Source organism: Stutzerimonas sp. C6.4V (assembly GCF_058536345.1).
The window spans coordinates 685,266-706,344 of sequence record NZ_JBZUBM010000001.1 but is presented as its reverse complement, the minus strand read 5'-3'; the positions used below and the strand labels follow the sequence as shown (position 1 = coordinate 706,344).

Annotated in this window: 21 protein-coding genes and 1 pseudogene; 6 read left to right on the top strand and 16 right to left on the bottom strand. The window is 59.6% G+C overall.

All coding sequences use genetic code 11. The features are described from left to right. Positions 1-173 precede the first annotated feature (173 nt). The gene (locus AC4LFW_RS03345; protein ID WP_491817783.1) at positions 174-2,117 is read right to left on the bottom strand and encodes a sodium:solute symporter family protein; all 1,944 of its coding nucleotides are present in this window, start codon (positions 2,115-2,117) and stop codon (positions 174-176) included. Between the two features lie 394 nt (positions 2,118-2,511). Between AC4LFW_RS03345 and AC4LFW_RS03340 the strand changes: the two genes are divergently transcribed. Continuing rightward, a complete protein-coding gene (locus AC4LFW_RS03340) occupies positions 2,512-2,940 on the top strand; it encodes an NUDIX hydrolase (protein WP_491817781.1) in 429 nt (142 codons plus the stop codon). A gap of 12 nt (positions 2,941-2,952) precedes the next feature. Here AC4LFW_RS03340 and AC4LFW_RS03335 read toward each other — a convergent pair whose 3' ends face one another. The 8 genes from AC4LFW_RS03335 to ispF all read right to left on the bottom strand — a co-directional run bounded on the left by AC4LFW_RS03335 (position 2,953) and on the right by ispF (position 9,493). Then, on the bottom strand, positions 2,953-3,099 hold the full coding sequence (locus tag AC4LFW_RS03335; protein WP_491817780.1) for a hypothetical protein: 147 nt from the start codon (positions 3,097-3,099) through the stop codon (positions 2,953-2,955). A gap of 542 nt (positions 3,100-3,641) precedes the next feature. Continuing rightward, the gene (rpoS, locus tag AC4LFW_RS03330; RefSeq protein ID WP_491817778.1) at positions 3,642-4,640 is read right to left on the bottom strand and encodes an RNA polymerase sigma factor RpoS; all 999 of its coding nucleotides are present in this window, start codon (positions 4,638-4,640) and stop codon (positions 3,642-3,644) included. Between the two features lie 98 nt (positions 4,641-4,738). Beyond that, positions 4,739-5,518: a peptidoglycan DD-metalloendopeptidase family protein gene (locus AC4LFW_RS03325; RefSeq protein ID WP_491820115.1), complete on the bottom strand. Its 780-nt coding sequence runs from the start codon at positions 5,516-5,518 to the stop codon at positions 4,739-4,741. A gap of 89 nt (positions 5,519-5,607) precedes the next feature. After that, complete coding sequence (locus AC4LFW_RS03320; RefSeq protein WP_491817776.1) at positions 5,608-6,543, bottom strand: polyprenyl-phosphate transporter; 936 nt, start codon at positions 6,541-6,543, stop codon at positions 5,608-5,610. Between the two features lie 16 nt (positions 6,544-6,559). Beyond that, a complete protein-coding gene (locus AC4LFW_RS03315) occupies positions 6,560-7,195 on the bottom strand; it encodes a protein-L-isoaspartate(D-aspartate) O-methyltransferase (protein ID WP_029404859.1) in 636 nt (211 codons plus the stop codon). Between the two features lie 38 nt (positions 7,196-7,233). Further along, positions 7,234-7,983, bottom strand: a complete 750-nt coding sequence (gene surE / locus AC4LFW_RS03310; RefSeq protein WP_491817775.1) for a 5'/3'-nucleotidase SurE — start codon at positions 7,981-7,983, stop codon at positions 7,234-7,236. After that, entirely contained in the window at positions 7,983-9,023 is a 1,041-nt protein-coding gene (truD, locus tag AC4LFW_RS03305) for a tRNA pseudouridine(13) synthase TruD (protein WP_491817774.1), read from the bottom strand. The genes surE and truD overlap by 1 nt, the downstream gene beginning before the upstream one ends. Continuing rightward, entirely contained in the window at positions 9,020-9,493 is a 474-nt protein-coding gene (ispF, locus tag AC4LFW_RS03300) for a 2-C-methyl-D-erythritol 2,4-cyclodiphosphate synthase (protein WP_491817772.1), read from the bottom strand. The genes truD and ispF overlap by 4 nt, the downstream gene beginning before the upstream one ends. Before the next feature lie 182 nt (positions 9,494-9,675). Between ispF and AC4LFW_RS03295 the strand changes: the two genes are divergently transcribed. Both AC4LFW_RS03295 and AC4LFW_RS03290 read left to right on the top strand, forming a co-directional pair. Beyond that, complete coding sequence (locus tag AC4LFW_RS03295; protein ID WP_491817770.1) at positions 9,676-9,978, top strand: ArsR/SmtB family transcription factor; 303 nt, start codon at positions 9,676-9,678, stop codon at positions 9,976-9,978. 39 nt (positions 9,979-10,017) lie between these two features. Next, entirely contained in the window at positions 10,018-11,067 is a 1,050-nt protein-coding gene (locus AC4LFW_RS03290) for an alkene reductase (protein ID WP_491817768.1), read from the top strand. Between the two features lie 165 nt (positions 11,068-11,232). Here AC4LFW_RS03290 and fghA read toward each other — a convergent pair whose 3' ends face one another. Next, a complete protein-coding gene (fghA, locus tag AC4LFW_RS03285) occupies positions 11,233-12,078 on the bottom strand; it encodes an S-formylglutathione hydrolase (RefSeq protein ID WP_491817767.1) in 846 nt (281 codons plus the stop codon). Between the two features lie 109 nt (positions 12,079-12,187). Further along, on the bottom strand, positions 12,188-13,303 hold the full coding sequence (locus AC4LFW_RS03280) for an S-(hydroxymethyl)glutathione dehydrogenase/class III alcohol dehydrogenase (RefSeq protein ID WP_491817765.1): 1,116 nt from the start codon (positions 13,301-13,303) through the stop codon (positions 12,188-12,190). A gap of 137 nt (positions 13,304-13,440) precedes the next feature. On the opposite strand from AC4LFW_RS03280, the gene AC4LFW_RS03275 reads away from it, so the two are divergent. The 3 genes and pseudogenes from AC4LFW_RS03275 (at position 13,441) to AC4LFW_RS03265 (ending at position 16,037) form a co-directional block, all read left to right on the top strand. Then, complete coding sequence (locus tag AC4LFW_RS03275) at positions 13,441-14,340, top strand: LysR family transcriptional regulator (protein ID WP_491817763.1); 900 nt, start codon at positions 13,441-13,443, stop codon at positions 14,338-14,340. Positions 14,341-14,471: 131 nt separating this feature from the next. After that, positions 14,472-14,771: pseudogene (gene hpf, locus AC4LFW_RS03270) on the top strand (ribosome hibernation-promoting factor, HPF/YfiA family); the annotation flags it as partial. 99 nt (positions 14,772-14,870) lie between these two features. Then, complete coding sequence (locus tag AC4LFW_RS03265) at positions 14,871-16,037, top strand: baeRF3 domain-containing protein (protein ID WP_491817762.1); 1,167 nt, start codon at positions 14,871-14,873, stop codon at positions 16,035-16,037. Positions 16,038-16,098: 61 nt separating this feature from the next. On the opposite strand, the gene ispD is transcribed toward AC4LFW_RS03265, so the two are convergent. The 5 genes from ispD to pyrG form a co-directional block, all read right to left on the bottom strand. Beyond that, positions 16,099-16,803: a 2-C-methyl-D-erythritol 4-phosphate cytidylyltransferase gene (ispD, locus tag AC4LFW_RS03260; RefSeq protein WP_491817761.1), complete on the bottom strand. Its 705-nt coding sequence runs from the start codon at positions 16,801-16,803 to the stop codon at positions 16,099-16,101. Next, positions 16,800-17,078: a cell division protein FtsB gene (gene ftsB, locus AC4LFW_RS03255; RefSeq protein ID WP_491820113.1), complete on the bottom strand. Its 279-nt coding sequence runs from the start codon at positions 17,076-17,078 to the stop codon at positions 16,800-16,802. Before ftsB ends, ispD begins: the two co-directional genes overlap by 4 nt. Positions 17,079-17,271: 193 nt before the next feature. Beyond that, a complete protein-coding gene (eno, locus tag AC4LFW_RS03250; RefSeq protein ID WP_491817760.1) occupies positions 17,272-18,561 on the bottom strand; it encodes a phosphopyruvate hydratase in 1,290 nt (429 codons plus the stop codon). A gap of 33 nt (positions 18,562-18,594) precedes the next feature. Further along, positions 18,595-19,440 (bottom strand): 3-deoxy-8-phosphooctulonate synthase, encoded by an 846-nt coding sequence (kdsA, locus tag AC4LFW_RS03245; protein WP_491817758.1) that lies wholly within the window; start codon positions 19,438-19,440, stop codon positions 18,595-18,597. After that, positions 19,437-21,068, bottom strand: a complete 1,632-nt coding sequence (gene pyrG / locus AC4LFW_RS03240) for a CTP synthase (RefSeq protein ID WP_491817756.1) — start codon at positions 21,066-21,068, stop codon at positions 19,437-19,439. Before pyrG ends, kdsA begins: the two co-directional genes overlap by 4 nt. Positions 21,069-21,079: the final 11 nt, after the last annotated feature.

The following is a 21,079-nucleotide window of genomic DNA, read 5'->3' as shown; positions in this document are numbered from 1 at the left end:
TCTATCAGACAAGGATTTTTTTATTTCAAGCCGCCTCGCTAGTTTGCCCGGCTCAGTCGCCTGATGGCCTCCACACCTTCCAGATAACAAACAAGCGAAACGGTTTATTTGAGCGATTGAACAATTAACCACCTGCCTGAAACAGTTTCTAGGCCAGCGCGAAAGTTGCGCCGTTATTTGACGGGGCCGCCATGACCTACCACAACATCTTCCTCCAGCGTCTCGTTTACAGGGTCAGTATCGAACTCGTGCCCCATGGCGATGCGCAGCCACACGGGGACCAGCAACAAGCCCAGCGCGAGGCAGATCCAGCTGATAAGCGAATTTCCATCTGGCGGTGGGAACATCAGCCGGCCGACGCCTACCAACAGGGAAAACAGCGAAACAGCAGTCACCGCCACTGCAAACAGCCGGGTGCCCAACGCGCGCCTGGAAACATGCGCAGCCACTCCGTTGAGCGACGCTGCATGTCGCCAGAAGCCGAAAGGTCGCACGCGATGGTAGAAGCGCTTGAGTGTGGCGTCATCGGTCGCTGGCGTGATGAATGTCACCAGGATCGCAGCTGACGTGGTCGCCAGGGCCATGATGCCCAGGCGAATCCACTCGCGCTCCGGGTCAGTGCCCAGGTAGAAAAGCAACAGCGGCGCTGTGATCAGCGATACACCCATGGCGGTCAGCTCGGAATAGAGATTGATGCGTTCCCATAGCCAGCGCAGCACCAGCACCGAGCCCATTCCAGCCCCGAATAGCAGCGATATGAACCAGGCCGTCTGAATCGAGCCCAGGTTGGCCATGATGATCATTGCAATCGTCAGGATCAGCACATTGGACAGCCGCGCCACCAGAACCAATTCACGGTCCTTCGGTTTGCGCTTGAGGATATGCGGGGCGACAACGCCGCCGTAGACATCGTTGCTCCAGTACGAAGCGCCCCAGTTGAGGTGCGTATCGACGGTAGAAGCCAGCGCGGCGAGCAATCCCACCAACATCAGGCCTCGCACGCCGGGTGGCAGCAGATCCTCGATACCCTGTACAAACAGCGCCTCTCGACCTGCGGTAAAGCCCTCGGCCCCCATTTCCGCTGGGGTGAACGGATACAGCACCAGCAAGCCAACCGCGATCGCCATCCAGAACAGGCTGCGCAGGAAGATCTGCAACCAGGTGAACACCAGCCCCGCCATCCGAGCGTCCCGGTCGGTCGGACAGGCCATGCTGCGCTGCGCCAGATAGCCGGTTCCGTCCGAATTCATCTGGAAAAACCATTGCAGTCCAATGATTACCAGGAAGGGCATCAGGGCTTCCCCGGCATTCGCTGGCGGCGCAAAGGACAGCATCTTGCTCGCCTGATCGGCACCGTAAAGCTCGACCACGCGATCCGTGAGGCCACCCAACCCGCCCGCCGCATCGACAACAAACCAGGCATACAGCAACGTGCCGACCATCGCCAGGATGAACTGAACCACGTCGGTCTGCACCACTGCGCGCAGCCCGCCCGTGATCGAATACATCGCGGTGAACGCCAGGATAAGGAGGATTGAAATAAGATTGTTGGCGCTCATCATGTCCGGTTCGAGGCCGGTGATGCTTTCCCCAAGCTGCAAGCCGGAGTTCGCTACGAAACCCACAATGGGCTCGTAGATCCCTGCCGGCAGCCAGATATGCCATGGCAGGAACACCTCGGCGATGCGGATGGCGGCGACGAGAACCATCGCCAGCACGACGCAATTGATCACGGTGCCATAGTAGATCGCCTTGAGCAGGCGCAGCGGCATCACGCCCTTGCCGCTGTAGCGCACCCGAGTCAGCTCCGCATCGGTCAGCACACCGGCACGACGCCAGCCGACAGCGAAGACAAACGCCATCAACAGAAACGCAAGACCGTAAATCCACAGGCGCCAAAGTGCGAAAATACCGGCGGTCGCGACTAGACCGGTGACGAGCAGCGGCGTATCGGCGGCAAACTGCGTTGCGCCCATAGAAAAGCCGGCCTTCCAACCCTTGATCGTCTTTCCTGCCAGAAAGTACTCATCAAGACTCTGCGAGGCCTTGCCGCGTGCTCGCAGGCCCGAACTCAAACCGTACAGGACGAATGCCGCGACTATCAGAAGATCCAACATATTGTTATGTCCTTTTGTTGGAGGGCTGTTTTGCTTGAGAGCCCGGCAACCCGTCAAAATTGCAACATTTGGATGAACGGAACGTTCCTGCCAGGCTTCTCCCGGCGCCGCCCATCGCCCTGCCCCATCCATGCTCCCCTCGGACTTGTGAACGTCTGATGACGCCCTTCGACAGTGGCCGATGGAGAAGGGCTCGGCGCGCCGCTGATGCTATGCGCAAGCGCTTGACCCGGGCCCGGCCTGGCTCTTCTGCGCTCCAGGTGGGGGTGGATTCCGCTTCCTGCTGGGGCTCGGGTCTGACGGCAAGCCTGCCCGAACCGCACGCAAATGGCCTGCGGCGCTACAATCGAAGCAAGGTGCTCATGGCGCTTTGTCACCCAAACTGGAGAGGGCCATGCCCACCAAGCTGTTGAAAATCGCCACAGCCTGCCTTATCGATGACGACCACCGGGTGCTGGTGGTTCGCAAACGCAACACCCGTTTGTTTATGCTGCCGGGTGGCAAGGCCGACCCGGGCGAAACGCCAATCTGCACGCTGCTGCGTGAGCTCCGTGAAGAGCTGGATCTGAGGATGAATGCCTCCCAGCTGGTTTTTCTCGGCCAGTTTCAAGCACGTGCAGCCAACGAGCCGGGGCACTGGGTCATTGCCGAGGTGTTTGTAGGAAAGGCGCCAGAGGCAGTCAGAATTCAAGCGGAAATCGAGGAATCGGGCTGGATAACGCTGAAGACGGAAGAATCCCAAGCACTGGCTCCGCTGCTACGGGACAAGGTGCTGCCGGCATTGCGCCGGCACTTGGTAGAGACCGCATCAACGAAGGTCTAAGCGTGTAAGCGATCAGGGAGAGATCGGGTCGCTCGCCGGAAACGTTTCTTCAAGCGCCTCATCCAGCTGATCCTCATCGGCCTCCTCCGGATTGCGCTTGGCCTCATCATCCACATGCTGCCCGGGATGCTCAGGTTGTGCAGGGCTGTCGTTGTTCATGCTGTGCTCCATTGGATTACCAGGAACCTGTTAGGCAAGCCAAGCCGGAACTTGTTCGATAAGAATGACGCCTGAATTGCGGGCAAAAAAAGGGGCGGGGGTTTAAGCCCCCGCCCATCTTCTTCCATGCGTCCATTTACTCCGACTCATCGTCCTGATGAAACCGCGTCCGGCGGTTGTTCCTGACCGACTTCCTTGCCGGCTGTGCTCGTCCCTAGGCACGGAGGCGATATTAAGGGACTGAGCGACAACAGCAACCGGTGAAAATGCATGATGGCCAGATAGCCATCATCTAAGCGTCGTAAATAGCTTTTTAAAATCAAAGGGTTACAAATGTAACTTTTTGATTCAATCGTTGTTCGCCTTGGGTTTCGCTGGCATTGCTTACATCTCTTGTAAGTGAAGGCTTACAAAAACACGAGCAATCTCGGCATCGGCGAAAACCTTGGGTTAAGCCGTTGTGCTCAATCCCAACATGCCGACGGCCGGAGACACTAAAGAATCAAGAGATAGACCCCTGTTGGACAGGGGTCCTCGAGAAATCAGCGAAACAGGGATTCGCTGGACAGTCCGTTGCGTTCGAGAATCTCACGCAAGCGCTTCAGTGCCTCGACCTGGATCTGCCTGACCCTCTCACGAGTCAAGCCGATTTCCTGACCCACCTCCTCCAGCGTACAGCTCTCATGGCCGCGCAGACCAAACCGGCGAATCACCACTTCTCGCTGCTTTTCGGTCAGATCCGACAGCCACTGATCAATGCTCTCGGACAGATCGTCATCCAGCAAAAGATCACAGGGGTCACTTGGCCGATCATCGGTCAACGTATCAAGCAGGGTCTTGTCGGTATCCGGGCCAAGGGACACGTCGACCGAGGTGACGCGCTCATTCAACCCAAGCATTCTCTTGACCTCAGCCACCGGCTTCTCCAGCAGGTTGGCAATCTCCTCCGGGCTGGGCTCGTGGTCGAGCTTCTGGGTCAGCTCACGCGCTGCACGTAGGTAGACGTTCAGCTCCTTGACCACATGAATAGGCAAGCGAATGGTACGGGTCTGATTCATGATTGCCCGTTCTATCGTCTGCCTGATCCACCATGTCGCGTAGGTCGAAAAACGGAAACCCCGCTCGGGGTCGAACTTCTCGACAGCCCGTATGAGCCCCAGGTTGCCTTCCTCGACCAGGTCCAGCAAAGACAGACCTCGGTTGACGTAGCGTCGAGCGATCTTCACGACCAGCCGCAGATTGCTTTCGATCATGCGCTTGCGCCCCGCCGGATCGCCTTTTTGCGCGAGGCGCGCAAAATGCACTTCCTGCTCGGGGGTCAGCAGCGGAGAGAAACCGATTTCGTTGAGGTAGAGCTGAGTGGCGTCGAGCGCGCGGGTGTAATCGACGAACTTGTGTTGCTTGACCGTTGCGGCCTTGGACTTGGTGCCAGCTGAACCGGCGCGGGAGATCTCGGCGATCTTGTCAATTTCCGCGGACGGCTCCGTGAGTAGGACGGCATCGTCTACGTCAAACTCCGGCACTTCTTTTTTGAGAGCCATTATTGTTTTCCTGTTCTGAGTTCGACAACAGGCTCGGGCGGCACACGTTCCCTGGTATCGCTCAAGCCCCTCCTAGTGCCAGAACAGGCAGCAGCAAATCAACGCTTGGGCAGGTATTGCAACGGATCAACAGGCTTGCCTTGGCGGCGAATCTCGAAGTGCAGCTTCACCCGGTCAGTTCCAGTCGATCCCATCTCGGCAATGGTTTGCCCAGCTTTGACTTGTTGACCCTCCTGAACCAGCAGCCTGCGGTTGTGGCCGTAGGCACTTACATAGGTATCGCTGTGCTTGATGATCACAAGTTCGCCGTAACCCCGTAAACCACTGCCGGCGTACACAACAGCCCCATCAGAAGCAGCTAAAACAGGCTGTCCTAATTCCCCCGCGATATCAATTCCTTTATTCAAACTCCCGTTTGAGGAAAATCGACCAATTACAGTACCCCCTGCAGGCCAGGCCCAACCGCTTGCAGAACGGGCGACGGGTTTCACCGGAGTGCTCTGCACAGGAGGCTTGGCCACCGGTGCGGTCGGCCGCGTCAAGGGCGGTGGGGTGGGCACGGGGTTGGTAACGATGGTCGGCGTGCTGGGTGTTGCGGCCGGCGGCGGAGTTACCGGACGAGCGGCAACGCCACGAGAGCTTTGACCGCTGAAGCGAATCGTCTGTCCCGGATAGATGACATGAGGAGGCTGTATGTTATTGACCCGCGCCAGATCACGCCAATCCCAGCCAAAGCGAAACGCAATGGCCCAGAGAGTATCGCCACGGCGGACGACATACTGGCCGCTGGTTACACGCTCGCGGCTATTGCGATCGACAACGCTCACCCCACCTGACGGCGAACTGGCGCACCCTGCCAGTAACGTCCCCACGAGCATGACGACAAGCGCGCAGCGGCCTGAGGACCCGCATATCTGCCGCATGCTGACTCTGAGCTTCAATGCTCGCTCCCTATTCGACATGACTGTCAGGCACTTTGTGTGACTGGCTGGTGACGTCCGGCAAACCACTCCAGCCCCAGCACCAGAGCGATACCGGCAACCGCAAGAACAATGGCAAGCAGCACCTGCGGATCCTGCCCGGTCAGGTCGCCATAGGCACCCGGCAGCAGATTCTGCTCCAACAGCGGAACGCGCTCGCCATGCGAGTTGACGCGCCAGGTCAGCGTCTCTTTCCAGGGCCAGACCTTGTTCAGCGAGCCGAGCATCAGGCCGGTCAGAAATGCCAGTGTTAGGTCACGCCAGCGGCGCAGAACCAAACTCAGGACTCGCGCGAAGCTAAGCAATCCGACCAGGCAGCCCGCCGCGAACGTAAGCATGATGCCTAGATCCAGTGCTTTTACCGCGCCAAGCACCACGGGATATAGGCCGAGAAGAACCAGAATGAAGCTACCGGATATCCCTGGCAGGATCATTGCGCAAATTGCAATGGCGCCGGCAAAGAACAGGCTGATGCTACTTGCACTCCACTGCATGGGAGCTGCAACGGTAATCCAGTATGCCAAGCCAATGCCCAGGCAAAGGCTGACCAACCGCGACAGGTTACGACGCTGAATATCCTTGCTGACCAGATGCACGGAAACCAGAATCAGACCGAAAAAGAACGACCACACCGGAATCGGGTGCTGTTCCAGCAAGTAGGTGATCACCTTCGCCAGACTCAGCACGCTGGTGAGAATGCCGGCAAATAGAATCAGCAGGAAGCTTGCGTTGGCTGTGCGCCAAGCCTCTGTGACGCGACCTTTGAGCAGTGGCGCGATAGCGTTCGGTACCGCGCCGATGGAGCGCAGGAGCTCATCATAGATGCCTGTAATGAACGCCACGGTTCCACCGGAGACGCCAGGCACAACATCCGCTGCGCCCATGGCCATGCCCTTGGCGTACAGCAACAACGCGTTTTTCATGCTTCCTTCCGCTTGATCAAACTACAGGTCCATTGAGCAGCGGCACGAAGCGCACGGTATCCAGCAGATGGCGGGAAAAACCGTCTTCCTCTCGAATGATCAGCATCAGTTGCTGGACTTCGCCAACCCCGACCGGGATCACCAGCCGCCCGCCGGGAGCCAGTTGATCGAGCAGAGCCTGGGGTACGTCGGCTGCCGCCGCGGTAACGATGATGCCGTTATAAGGAGCCAGTGCAGGCCACCCTTCCCAGCCATCACCCCAGCGAAAGACCACGTTGCGCAACTTGAGTTCGACCAGGCGCTCCTTTGCTCGATCCTGCAGTGCCTGGATACGCTCCACCGAAAACACCCGCTCGACCAGCTGCGCCAGCACTGCGGTCTGGTATCCGGATCCGGTGCCGATCTCCAGCACCTTGTCCAAAGGACCGTCGGCGAGCAACAACTCGCTCATTCGCGCCACCATGAAGGGCTGCGAAATCGTCTGGTTATGCCCGATGGGCAATGCGGTGTCTTCATAGGCGCGATGAGACAACGCTTCATCGACGAACAAATGGCGCGGGGTGCGCCGGATCACTTCTAATACGCGAGGGTCGGAGAGCCCTTCTTCGTAGAGTCGCTGGATGAGTCGGTCGCGGGTGCGTTGCGAAGTCATCCCGGTGCCGTGGCGCAGCAGGTCATCGGATCCGCGGTTCACAGCACGCCCTCCAGCCAGCTGTCGAGGCCGCCGAAGGCCTCATGAAAGGTTCGGTCCAGCTGCAGGGGCGTAATCGAGACGTAGCCCTGCATGACCGCATGAAAGTCGGTGCCTGGCCCGCCATCTTCAACGTCGCCGGCCACCGAAATCCAGTAACCGTCCTTGCCACGCGGATTCGCCTGCTTCACCGGCGGCTTGGCCCTGCTGCGATGGCCCAGGCGGGTCAGCTGAATGCCGCGGATGTGGTCCAGCGGCAGGTTCGGAACGTTCACACTCAATACAGTACGCGGCGGCAGCTCGAGCGACCCTTGGTGCTCGACCAGCTTGCGGGCTACATAAGCCGCAGTCGGCAGATTATCGGTCAACCGCGACACCAGAGAAAAAGCGAAGGCGGGCCTGCCGGTGAATCTGCCTTCGATGGCCGCAGCAACCGTGCCGGAATACAGCACGTCGTCACCCAGGTTGGCGCCCAGATTGATACCGGAGACCACCATGTCGGGCGCGTCTTCCAGCAAGCCGTTCATGCCCAGATGGACACAATCGGTAGGTGTGCCGTTCACGCCGATAAAACCGTTCGGCATGGTTGTGGGATGGAGTGGGCGATCCAGGGTCAGCGCACTGCTGGCGCCACTCATGTCCTGGATTGGAGCTACCACCCTGCACTCGGCGTAATCCGCCAGCGCGTCATACAGCGCGGCGAGCCCGGGTGCATACACCCCGTCGTCGTTGGCGATCAGAATACGCATCAGATGTCCGTCTGCCCTGCCAGGCTGACCAGTTCACGCACCACAGCAGTGGCGAAGCATCCGGTCGGCAGGACGAATTCAAGTTGCAGAATGTCAGGCTCGGGATAATGCCACGACAAGCCGCCAATGGGGAGGCGAAGAATGCGCCGTTCATGCTTCATTCCGGCTTCTGCGAGCCACTTGGCGATTGACGGCTCGGCGGCAGCGACGGCAGCTTCCAGCTCCTGAATCTTTCCGCTTGCCGGCGATACACCCTCTCCCCACTGCGGGCCGGTGGGGTGCAGATCCAGTATCTCGAGCCGAGGGTCGCTGCATTCAGCCTCACCGGCGGGAAAGAAGCTGCGGCTGTCAGTAAATGCCAGCAGATCGCCAACACAGGCCTGGTCCCAACTGCCCGCGGCGACTCGCTGAGCCAACACCCGATTGAACAAATAGCTGCGTCCGGCTGAGAGCAGACGCGAGCGGAGGTTGCGCTGCACCGGCAGCTCCTGACGCTCGGCATAATCGCGGGCGCCAAGGACGTTGCCACCTTCGAACCCAAACCGTTGCAGACCGAAATAGTTGGGCACCCCGTGCCTCTTGATCTGCTCGAGGCGAGCTTCGAGTATCCCGCGATCGGCCTGCAACTCGGTCAGGCGCAAGGTGAAGCCATTTGCAGAATGCGCTCCGCGTTGCAGTTTGCGCTGGTGCCGGCCGCTTTTGAGAATCCTCAGGGCTTGGTCTTCAGCTTTCTCCAGGACAGGATCGGCTTTGCCGGGCATATGAAGGCTGAACCACTGGCGAGTCAGGGCATGACGATCCTTCAAACCGGCATAACTGATGTTGCGCACCGGAACGCCGGCTGCCCGTGCGATACGTCGTGCGGCTTCCTCGGTGTTCAGGTTGCGCTTTTCAACCCAGAGCCAGAGGTGTTCGCCGGCACCTGAAAGTGGAATGTCGAGCACCTCGTCAACCTGAAAGTCCTCCGGCACTGCCTTGAGCAGCGCCGAGCCGCAAGCGCCGCCGTGTGCACAGGGACCAAGCAACTGATCTTCGGTCATGCGCCGACCAGCAGGGCCACGGCGTGGACGGCAATCCCCTCCTCGCGTCCAACAAAACCGAGCTTTTCGGTGGTAGTAGCCTTGACGTTGACCTGATCCAGTTCGACCTGCAGGTCCTTGGCTATCAGGCAGCGCATCGATTCGATATGCGGGGCCATCTTCGGCGCCTGGGCGACGATGGTGGCGTCGACATTGCCAACCTTCCACCCCTTCGCCTGCACCTGCTCCAGCACGTGACGCAACAGCACGCGACTGTCGGCGCCCTTGAAGGCCGGGTCGGTGTCCGGGAAGTGCTTGCCGATGTCGCCAAGTGCCGCTGCACCGAGCAGCGCATCGCTCAAGGCATGAAGCAACACATCGCCGTCTGAATGCGCGAGCAGGCCGAACCTGTGCGGAATCCGCACCCCGCCGAGGGTGACGAAATCGCCCTCGCCGAAACGGTGCACGTCATAGCCATGACCGATACGCATAGTCACATACCCCAGTAGAGATCAGGCCGCGATTCTACAGGACAGCGCCACCTGTTGAAGCCGCAGCCATGACAACGCTGCGAATCAACGCAGGCGATAAGCACCATCAACCGAATCGATCTCGCATCGCCTCGAGGCGATATATAGTTCGCTTCATCTCGATATACGGACCGACCAAGGCAATGCCCGACGAACTCGACGACATCCTCAAGGCAATCGCCCACCCGTTGCGGCGGGACATCCTGAGATGGCTGAAGGAACCGCAACGCTATTTCTCCGAACAACACCACTCGCTCGATAACGGTGTGTGTGCCGGGCAGATCGACCAGCGCGCCGGGTTGTCGCAATCCACCGTATCGGCACATCTGGCAACCCTGCAACGAGCGGGACTTGTCACCAACCGCAAGGTTGGACAATGGCATTTCTTCAAACGCAATGAACCGGCCATCGAAGCCTTCGTCGCCCGACTTGGACACGAACTCTGAGCTTCACAGCCCTCACCGTGCAAAAGGAGCAGCATCGCTATGCCTACACTTTTCGACCCGATCAAGATTGGCGAACTCGAACTGGCCAACCGCATCATCATGGCGCCGCTGACACGCTGCCGCGCCGAGCCGGGCCGTGTTCCCGGGGATCTGATGGCCGATTACTACGCACAGCGGGCCGAGGCCGGCCTGATCATCAGCGAAGCCACATCGGTGACGCCAATGGGCGTCGGTTACCCGGACACCCCCGGCATCTGGTCCGCCGAACAGGTTCAGGGCTGGAAGAAGATTACCGATGCAGTGCACGCCAAGGGCGGCAAGATCGTGCTGCAGCTCTGGCACGTTGGCCGGATTTCCGACCCGATCTACCTTGACGGCCAGCTACCGGTCGCGCCAAGCGCCATCAAACCAGACGGCCACGTCAGCCTGGTACGGCCGATGAAGGGCTACGAAACACCTCGCGCCCTCGCTACAGAGGAAATAGCGGGCATCGTCGAGGCATACCGCAAGGGCGCCGAAAACGCGCGTGAAGCCGGTTTCGACGGTGTCGAGATCCATGGTGCCAATGGCTACCTGCTCGACCAGTTCCTGCAGGACAGCACTAACAAGCGCGCCGATCAATATGGTGGCTCGCTGGAAAACCGGGCGCGTTTGTTGTTGGAGGTAACGGACGCTGCAGTCGAGGTCTGGGGTGCTGGCCGCGTAGGTGTACATCTGGCACCACGCGCCGACGCTCACGCCATGGGCGACTCTAACCGTGCCGAGACCTTCGGGTATGTCGCACGGGAGCTGGGCAAGCGCGGTATCGCCTTTATCTGCACCCGAGAAAAGGCGGGCGAAGACAGTCTTGGTCCGCAACTGAAGGAAATCTTTGGAGGCGTCTATATCGCCAACGAGGGCTTCACCAAGGAGCAAGCCAACGCCTGGCTGGCTGAAGGCAAAGCAGACGCCGTAGCGTTTGGCATCCCCTACATCGCCAATCCCGACCTGGTTCAGCGACTGCATCAAGATGCGCCGCTCAACGAGCCGCGCCCTGAGCTGTTCTACGCCAAAGGTGCAGAGGGCTATACCGATTATCCGTCGCTCTAGCTCCTTGCGATGGAAGGCCCGACCGGATGTCCGGTCGGGCCTTTTTTGTTCGGCTCAGGCAGGGTTGAGCAATACGTCTGATGACCTGGCCGAGGTTTCTACTGATCACCCATCGTGCAAACGGCCCCGTGCCCGACGTGCGAGTGAGGCTTCGCCGGCATCCACCTAGGCCTTCAACGCTTCGGCGTGGTGTCGCAGATGGTCGTCAATAAAACTGCTGATGAAGTAGTAGCTGTGATCGTAGCCTGGCTGGATACGCAGCGTCAGCGGATGCTCAGCAGCTGTGGCAGCCGCTTCGAGCGCCTCGGGCTTGAGCTGGTTGGCCATGAAGTCGTCGCGATCTCCCTGATCGACCAGTATCGGCAGCTTCTCCTGCGCCTTGGCGAGAAGCGCGCAGGCATCCCAATCGCGCCAGCGTGAACGGTCCTCACCCAGGTAACCGGAGAATGCCTTTTCGCCCCAGGGACAATCGGCCGGATTGGTGATCGGCGCGAAGGCCGACACCGATTGATAACGCCCCGGGTTTCTCAAGGCACAAATCAGGGCTCCGTGGCCGCCCATGGAATGCCCGCTGACGCCGCGTTTGTCCGATACCGGAAAATTCGCTTCGATCAGCGCCGGCAGCTCGTCAACCACGTAGTCATGCATGCGGTAGTGCCGGGCCCAGGGTTCCTGCGTAGCGTTGAGGTAAAAGCCCGCTCCGAGCCCGAAGTCATAGGCGGCTTGCGGATCGTCGGGGACGCCCTCCCCCCGGGGGCTGGTGTCCGGCGCGACGATGATCAGCCCCAGCTCGGCCGCCAGGCGATGTGCCCCGGCCTTCTGCATGAAATTTTCGTCGGTACAGGTCAGCCCCGACAGCCAGTAGAGCACCGGCAGTTTCTTGCCCTGCTCTGCCTGGGGCGGCAAGTACACAGCGAACACCATGTCGCAGTTCAACGTAGACGAGCGGTGCCGATAACGTTTGTGCCAGCCGCCAAAGCTTTTCTGGCTGGCGATGATTTCGAGAGTCATAGGAAACCCTTTGGAAGTTGGAAGCTGGAAGCTGGAAGCTTTAGTCACGTTGATCGCCGCGTCGGCGCCGTTCACTTTCAGCTTCCGGTTTCAAGCCTCCAGCTGCTCCTTAAAAATGGATGACGGTTCGAATGCTCTTGCCTTCGTGCATCAAGTCGAAGGCCTGATTTATCTCATTCAGCCCCATGTTATGGGTGATGAAGGTATCCAGCGGGATCTCGCCGGACTGAGCCTTCTCGACGTAGCCCGGCAATTCGGTACGGCCCTTGACGCCACCGAACGCGCTGCCTCGCCAGACGCGACCGGTCACCAGCTGGAACGGGCGGGTGCTGATTTCCTGACCCGCACCGGCCACACCGATGATCACCGATTCGCCCCAACCCTTGTGGGCGCATTCCAGAGCCGCGCGCATCAGCTGGACGTTGCCGACACATTCGAAGGAATAATCCACGCCGCCATCGGTCATTTCGACGATCACTTCCTGGATCGGCTTGTCGTGTTCCTTGGGATTGACGAAGTCTGTTGCGCCCAGCTCTTCGGCGATGGCGAACTTCGATGGATTGATGTCGATGGCGATGATCCGGCTGGCCTTGGCCATCTTGGCACCTATGATCGCTGCCAGACCAATGCCCCCGAGGCCAAAGATCGCAACGGTCGCGCCCTCCTCCACCTTGGCAGTATTGAGCACCGCACCGATGCCGGTGGTTACGCCGCAGCCGAGCAGGCAGACCTTGTCCAGCGGAGCTTCCTTGGGGATCTTCGCCACGGAGACTTCGGGCAACACGGTGTATTCGGAAAAGGTCGAAGTGCCCATGTAGTGATAGATCGGCTCGCCGTTGTAGGAGAAGCGCGTGGTGCCGTCCGGCATCAGGCCCTTGCCCTGGGTCGCGCGGACCGAGCTGCACAGATTGGTCTTGCCAGATTTGCAGAACTTGCACTGGCGGCATTCGGCTGTGTACAGCGGGATCACATGGTCGCCAACGGCAACGGTTGTCACCCCTTCACCAACCGCCTCGACGATGCCGCCGCCTTCGTGTCCGAGAATGCAGGGAAACACGCCCTCGGAATCTTCGCCGGAAAGCGTATAGGCATCGGTATGGCAGACACCGGTTGCGACTATGCGCACCAGTACCTCGCCGGCCTTCGGCGGCTCGACGTCCACCTCGACGATCTGCAGGGGCTGGTTGGGGGCAAAGGCGACTGCCGCGCGGGACTTGATGGTCATGGAGTCTTTACTCGCGATGGGAAAGTATCATACGCAGTGTAGTTTCTATTGTGGGCAGGGTTAATAAGCCATTTATGGAAACATTATTGCTCTGCAGGGATAATCCCGTTCTGTGAGATCTGTTGCCTGGAGCTTGAATGAATCGCTGGGAAGGCCTCGATGAGTTCGTCGCCGTGGCCGAATGTGGAAGTTTCATGCGCGCAGCCGAGCAGCTGCGTGTCTCTTCATCACACGTCAGCCGGCAAGTAGCGCGTCTCGAAGAACGCATGCAGGCACGCCTGCTCTACCGCACGACCCGGCGAGTCTCGTTGACCGAGGCGGGTCACACCTTTCTGGCTCGCTGCCAACGGCTCATCGAAGAGCGCGACGAGGCCTTCAATGCCGTCAGCGATCTGCATGCCGCGCCGACCGGGCTGCTGCGCATGACTGCAGCGGTGACATACGGAGAGCGCTTCATCGTTCCGCTGGTGAACGAATTCATGGCGCAGCACCCGCAGCTACGGGTGGATATCGAACTGTCCAACCGCCCCTTGGACCTGGTTCAGGAAGGCTACGACCTTGCCATACGTCTCGGTCGTCTGGGCGAATCCAGATTGGTCGCCACACGCATCGCCCCGCGCGCCATGTATCTGTGCGCCGCGCCAAGCTATCTGGAACGCTACGGGAGGCCGCACACGCTCTCGGAGCTGGCGCGTCACAACTGCCTGGTGGGCACCGGGGATAGCTGGGTGTTGCAGGTCGATGGCCGCGAGCAGCTGTTCAAGCCATCCGGAAACTGGCGCTGCAACAGTGGGCAGGCGGTGCTGGACGCTGCGCTTCGGGGCTTTGGCCTCTGTCAGCTACCGGATTATTACGTTCAGGGCCCGCTGCTCCGCGGTGAGCTGGTGTCCCTGCTGGAAACCCACCAGCCACCGAATACGGCAGTCTGGGCGGTCTATCCGCAACGACGATACCCGTTGCCTAGGGTCAGGCTTCTGGTCCATGCCCTGAAGGAAGGCCTCGCAATCCGCCCCGAATACCGCACAGAACGCGATTGAGTTGCGACTGCGCCGCGCGTCCGACTGCCAAGTTCAGGCGGAACCCGGCTTAACCCACCACGTCGAAATTTTGAAGCCGGTGCCTCCGGCCCTCTGCTTGAGCGAGCCGGCGATCCAATCAGGAGGACATCATGCAGATTCTGGTGAACAGCAATCACAGCGTCGACGTGACCAGCATCCTTGAAGAGCACGTGAAAGCGACGGTCGAGAGCGAACTGGAACGCTTCGACGATCAGCTGACCCGAGTCGAAGTTCATCTCAACGACGAAAACAGTGGAAAAAGCGGCCCACAGGACAAGCGCTGTCAGATGGAGGCTCGGGTCAAGGGCCACGAACCCATCTCAACAAGCCACAAGGCTGACTCGCTCAACCTGGCCATCGAGGGTGCCGCCGAAAAGCTCAGCCATGCACTGGCTCATGCATTGGATAAAAAACTCAACCATCACTGATAGCCACCCGACACGACCTGCCCAAGCGGGCCGATGGAAACCCATGAGGGACCGCACCATTCAATAAACGAGAGGCCGTACATGAACAGATTGCTCGATCGTGAAACCATGTCGCAACTACTGGCAAAGCGTGAAGCCCCCTGCCTGTCGCTGTATCAGCCTACGCACCGCAGCTTTCCCGAGCGTCAGCAGGATCCCATTCGATTCAAACACCTGGTCCGCGAGCTGGAAGACTCGCTTAAACAGCAGGGCCGCGCAGAACAAGCCAAGACCCTGCTCAAGCCTTTCCATGACCTGATCGATGACGTCAATTTCTGGAATTCCAGCCGTGACGGGCTTGCAGTGTTCGGTGCCGCCGACTACTTCGAGGTCTTCCGACTGCAGCGCAGCGTGCCAGAGCTGGCTGTCGCCAACGATCGCATGCACCTTAAGCCTCTGCTGCGCATCGCCCAGTCCGCTGACCGTTACCAGATACTGGCGATCACGCTTGATGCGGTACGCCTGTTCGAGGGCAACCGCGACGGCATAGACGAAGTCAAGCTGGGTGAAGGCGTTCCAAAGACAGTCGAGGAGGCCCTGGGGCGTGAGCTCACCGAAAAGGGACAAACCGGTTTTCCGCAGGGCTACAGCCGCGCCAGCGAGCGTGGCGACCCGATGCAGGTTGAAAGCGGGGGCGCCGGGCGCCAGGATGAAATCGACCGAGACCGCGAACGCTTCTTTCGCGAAGTGGACCGTGCGATCCTCGAACACCACAGCCGCAAGTCACGACTGCCATTGATTCTCGCTGCACTGCCCGAACACCAGTTCCATTTCCGCAAGCTGAGTCACAACGAATTCCTGTTACCTGAAGGCATCGAGAACGACGCCTCTCTGCTGAGCCATGACGACCTTCGGCAAAAGAGCTGGATGGTGATGCAGCCGCGCTATATCAAGCGGCTCGAAGGCTTCATCAACCAATACGGGGAGTCGCGCGGCCAAGGGCTGGCCACGGATCAGCTGGACCAGATCGGCAAAGCTACGCTTGAAGGCCGGGTCGCAACGCTGCTGGTAGAAGCCGAGCGGCAGATTCCAGGCGTGGCAAACAGAGAAGAAGGCAAGGCAATCGCCGTGGAAGACGATTCGGCCACCACTCCCGACCTGCTCGACGAACTCACCATCTGGACCCTGGAACAAGGGGGGGAAGTCATTTCGGTGCCTACCGAACGCATGCCGACCGAAAACGGCGCCGCCGCAATCTATAGGTACTGATCTGCCACTCGCCACTGCAAGCTCTGCAGGGCGTACTGACGCTCTGCAGAGTATGAGAGCGTCAGGATTTCCAGTGCCGTTCCAGCCACTGAAGATCTTCGGGCCGGGTAATTTTCAGGTTATCGGCCCGTCCTTCCACCAGACGCGGATGATGCCCGGCATGCTCGAGCGCTGATGCTTCGTCAGTCACGGCGATGCCCCTGCCCAGCGCATTGGCCAGCGCCTCGCGAAGCGGTCCGAGCCGGAACATCTGTGGGGTGAATGCCTGCCAGATAAGGCTTCGATCGACCGTCTCCTTGACCCGCCCGTCCGGACCGGCACATTTGAGTGTATCGCGCGCCGGAACAGCGAGGAGACCGCCGACAGGATCGTCTGCGAGCTTCGCTAACAGAAGATTCAGATCATCGACCGCCAGATTGGGCCTCGCGGCATCGTGTACCAGCACCCAGTCGGAATCATTCGCCCCCAACTCGGACAGTCTTCGAAGCCCGCCGAGCACAGAGTCGGCTCGCTCGCTGCCGCCCTGTGCACGATAGACCCGCGCGTCGACCGCACAAGGGAGATGAGGCCAGTAAGAATCGTCACTCGCCACGCAGACGACCAGACCCTGCAGTCGGGCGTGGCCCAGAAAGCAATCGAGGGTGTGTTCGAGTATGGTCTTGCCCGCCAACTGCAGATACTGCTTGGGCCTATCGGCCCGCATGCGAGTACCGATGCCCGCGGCCGGGATGACCACCCAGAACGGTGGAAGCGCGGGACCATTCATTCGGTGAGCTGAAAGAGAGTTTCGCCCTCTTTGACCATTCCCAGTTCGTGGCGGGCGCGCTCCTCCACCGTCTCCATGCCTTGTTTGAGCTCCTTGACCTCGGCCTCGAGGATTCGGTTGCGCTCGAGCAAACGCTTATTTTCGCCCTGCTGTTCGGCGATCTGCTTGTTCAGCCCGCTGACCTGGGCGAGGCTGCCCTCACCAACCCACAGACGATACTGCAAGCCACCCAGTAGCAAAATCAGGACAACAAACAACCAGTAGGGACTGCGCATGGACGGCATGGATCGAATTCGCTTGGTTTCCAAAGACGTTACTTCAATAGCGGTCAACGACATGCCCTGGCTTTCCTTTGCTGACTAGCGCATCGCCCTGCGGCGACCTTAACAGCGCTGACCGATATCCACAAAAAAGGGCGACTAACGCCGCCCCTTTTCTAGCATGCCTCGCCTTTTCTAGCGAGCCCGGTTAGCCACGGAACTCGGCACGGCCTTTATAAGCAGCTTTTCCGCCGAGCTGCTCTTCGATACGCAGCAGCTGGTTGTACTTTGAGACGCGATCCGAACGGCACAGCGAACCAGTCTTGATCTGGCCTGCGGCAGTTCCCACCGCCAGGTCGGCAATGGTGCTGTCTTCGGTTTCACCGGAACGGTGAGAAATCACCGCGGTGTAACCGGCGGCCTTGGCCATCTGGATAGCTTCCAGGGTTTCGGTCAAGGAGCCGATCTGGTTGAACTTGATCAGGATCGAGTTACCGATGCCCTTCTCGATGCCTTCCTTGAGGATCTTGGTGTTGGTAACGAACAAATCGTCGCCCACCAATTGAACCTTGCTGCCGATCTTGTCAGTCAGAACCTTCCAACCGTCCCAATCGGACTCGTCCATGCCGTCTTCGATGGAAATGATCGGATAGCGCTCGGCCAGGCCGGCCAGATAATCGGCGAAACCTGCGGCATCGAATACCTTGCCCTCACCGGCCAGGTCGTACTTGCCGTCTTCGAAGAACTCGCTGGATGCACAATCGAGCGCCAGGGTAACGTCGTCACCAAGTTTGTAGCCGGCGTTAGCCACTGCTTCGGCGATGGCTGCCAGGGCGTCTTCGTTTGAAGCCAGGTTCGGCGCGAAGCCACCTTCATCACCGACCGAAGTGCTCAGGCCGCGGGCCTTCAAGACGGCCTTCAAGTGGTGAAAGATTTCAGCACCCATGCGCAGGGCATCGGCAAAGGTCTTGGCACCCACCGGCTGGACCATGAATTCCTGGATGTCTACGTTGTTGTCGGCATGCTCGCCGCCGTTGATGATGTTCATCATCGGAACCGGCATTGAATACTGGCCCGGCGTGCCGTTGAGATTGGCAATATGCGCATACAGCGGCAGATCCTGGTCCTGCGCGGCGGCCTTGGCAGCAGCCAGCGACACAGCGAGAATGGCGTTTGCGCCCAGCGATGCCTTGTTTTCGGTGCCGTCCAGCTCGATCATCGCGCGATCCAGCGCTTTCTGATCGACCGGGTCCTTGCCCAGCAGCAGCTCACGGATCGGACCATTGATGTTGCTGACAGCCTTCAGCACGCCTTTGCCTAGGTAACGGCTCTTGTCGCCATCGCGCAGTTCCAGCGCCTCGCGGGAACCGGTGGAAGCACCGGACGGCGCACAGGCGCTACCGATAATGCCGTTATCCAGGATAACGTCCGCTTCCACTGTCGGGTTGCCACGGGAGTCGAGAACCTCACGCCCTTTGATGTCGACGATCTTTGCCATTTTTATTAACACTCCGTAGATAGCTTCAAGGCTTCAAGCAGTTTCGATTGGCGCAAAATTCTTGATCAGCTCATCCAGCTGCTTGAGCTGGGTGAGGAAAGGTTCGAGCTTGTCCAGACGCAGGGCGCAGGGTCCGTCGCACTTGGCTTTTTCCGGATCGGGATGAGCTTCAAGGAACAGACCGGCAAGCCCCTGGCTGAGACCGGCCTTGGCCAGATCCGTGACCTGGGCACGGCGACCACCAGCCGAATCGGCACGGCCGCCGGGCATCTGCAGCGCATGTGTGACATCAAAAATCACCGGATATTGCATCCGCTTCATGATGTCGAAGCCGAGCATGTCGACCACCAGATTGTTGTAGCCGAACGAGGAGCCACGTTCGCAGAGGATCAGCTGATCGTTACCGGCTTCCTCGCACTTGGTGAGGATGTGCTTCATTTCCTGCGGCGCGAGGAACTGCGCCTTCTTGATATTGATCACCGCACCGGTCTTGGCCATGGCAACGACCAGATCCGTCTGGCGCGAAAGGAAAGCCGGGAGCTGAATGATGTCGCACACTTCCGCCACCGGCTGCGCCTGGTGCGGCTCGTGCACATCGGTAATCACGGGGACACCGAAGGTCTTCTTCACGTCTTCAAAGATGCGCATCCCCTCTTCCAGGCCCGGGCCGCGGAAGGAGTTGATCGAGGAGCGGTTGGCCTTGTCGAAACTGGCCTTGAAGATATAAGGGATACCGAGCTTCTCGGTGACCTTTACATAGGTTTCGCAGATCTGCAGAGCCAGATCCCGAGACTCGAGAACGTTCATGCCACCGAAGAGCACGAACGGCTTGTCGTTGCCGATCTCGATATTGCCGACGCGGATAATCTTCTGGGTCATGCCTTGCCCGCCTTGTAATCGAGCGCAGCTTTGACGAAACCGCTGAACAGCGGATGACCGTCACGCGGCGTGGAGGTGAATTCGGGGTGGAACTGGCAGGCTACGAACCAGGGATGGTCCGGCGCCTCGACCACCTCGACCAACGCGCCGTCGCCGGAGCGCCCCGTAATTTTCAGGCCGGCCGCCTGCAGCTGCGGCAACAGGTTGTTGTTCACTTCGTAACGATGGCGGTGGCGCTCGACGATACGCTCCTTTCCATAGCAGGCGAACACGTTGGAGCCAGCTTCGAGGCCACATTCCTGGGCTCCCAGGCGCATGGTTCCGCCCAGATCAGAGGCGTCGCTGCGGGTTTCCACTGCACCAGTGGCATCTTCCCATTCGGTGATCAGGCCCACGACCGGGTGACTGCTGTTCTTGTCGAATTCGGTGGAGTTGGCATCGGTCCAGCCCAGCACGTCACGGGCGAACTCGATGACCGCCACCTGCATGCCAAGGCAGATACCCAGATAAGGAATCTTGTTCTCGCGGGCGTACCTGACGGTGGCAATCTTGCCTTCCACGCCGCGCAGACCGAAACCACCGGGAACCAGAATCGCATCCATGCCCTCAAGCAGGCTGGTGCCCTGGTTCTCGATGTCTTCGGAGTCGATGTAACGAAGGTTCACTTTGGTACGGCTCTGGATGCCGGCGTGGCTCATGGCCTCGATCAGAGATTTGTACGCATCCAGAAGTTCCATGTACTTGCCGACCATGGCGATGGTCACTTCTTTCTCGGGGTTCAGCTTGGCATCTACCACGCGGTCCCACTCGGACAGATCGGCACCTCCGCACTCCAGGCCAAAACGCTCGACCACGAAGTCATCCAGTCCCTGGGCATGCAGTACGCCCGGGATCTTGTAAATGGTATCGACGTCTTCCAGGCTGATCACCGCACGCTCTTCGACGTTGGTAAACAGGGCAATCTTGCGACGCGAGGAGACGTCGATCGGGTGATCTGAGCGGCAAACCAATACATCCGGCTGCAGGCCGATGGAGCGCAGCTCCTTGACCGAATGCTGGGTTGGCTTGGTCTTGGTTTCGCCAGCGGTGGCGATATAGGGCACCAGCGTCAGATGCATCAGCATGGCCCGCTTGGCGCCGACTTCGACGCGCAACTGACGGATCGCTTCGAGGAAAGGCTGCGACTCGATATCGCCTACCGTGCCGCCGACTTCCACCAGAGCGACGTCAGCGTCACCGGCACCCTTGATGATCCGGCGTTTGATCTCGTCAGTGATGTGCGGAATCACCTGGATGGTCGCGCCAAGGTAGTCGCCGCGACGCTCACGACGCAGCACGTCTTCGTAGACGCGGCCGGTGGTGAAGTTGTTGCTCTTGGTCATCGTGGTGCGGATGAACCGCTCGTAATGACCCAGGTCAAGATCGGTCTCGGCTCCGTCATGAGTGACGAACACCTCACCGTGCTGGAACGGGCTCATGGTGCCCGGATCGACGTTGATATAAGGGTCAAGCTTGAGCATCGTGACCTTCAGGCCCCGCGCCTCCAGGATGGCCGCCAATGAAGCCGAGGCGATGCCTTTCCCCAATGAAGAAACAACACCACCCGTGACGAAGATGTAGCGCGTCATGAAAAACCCTA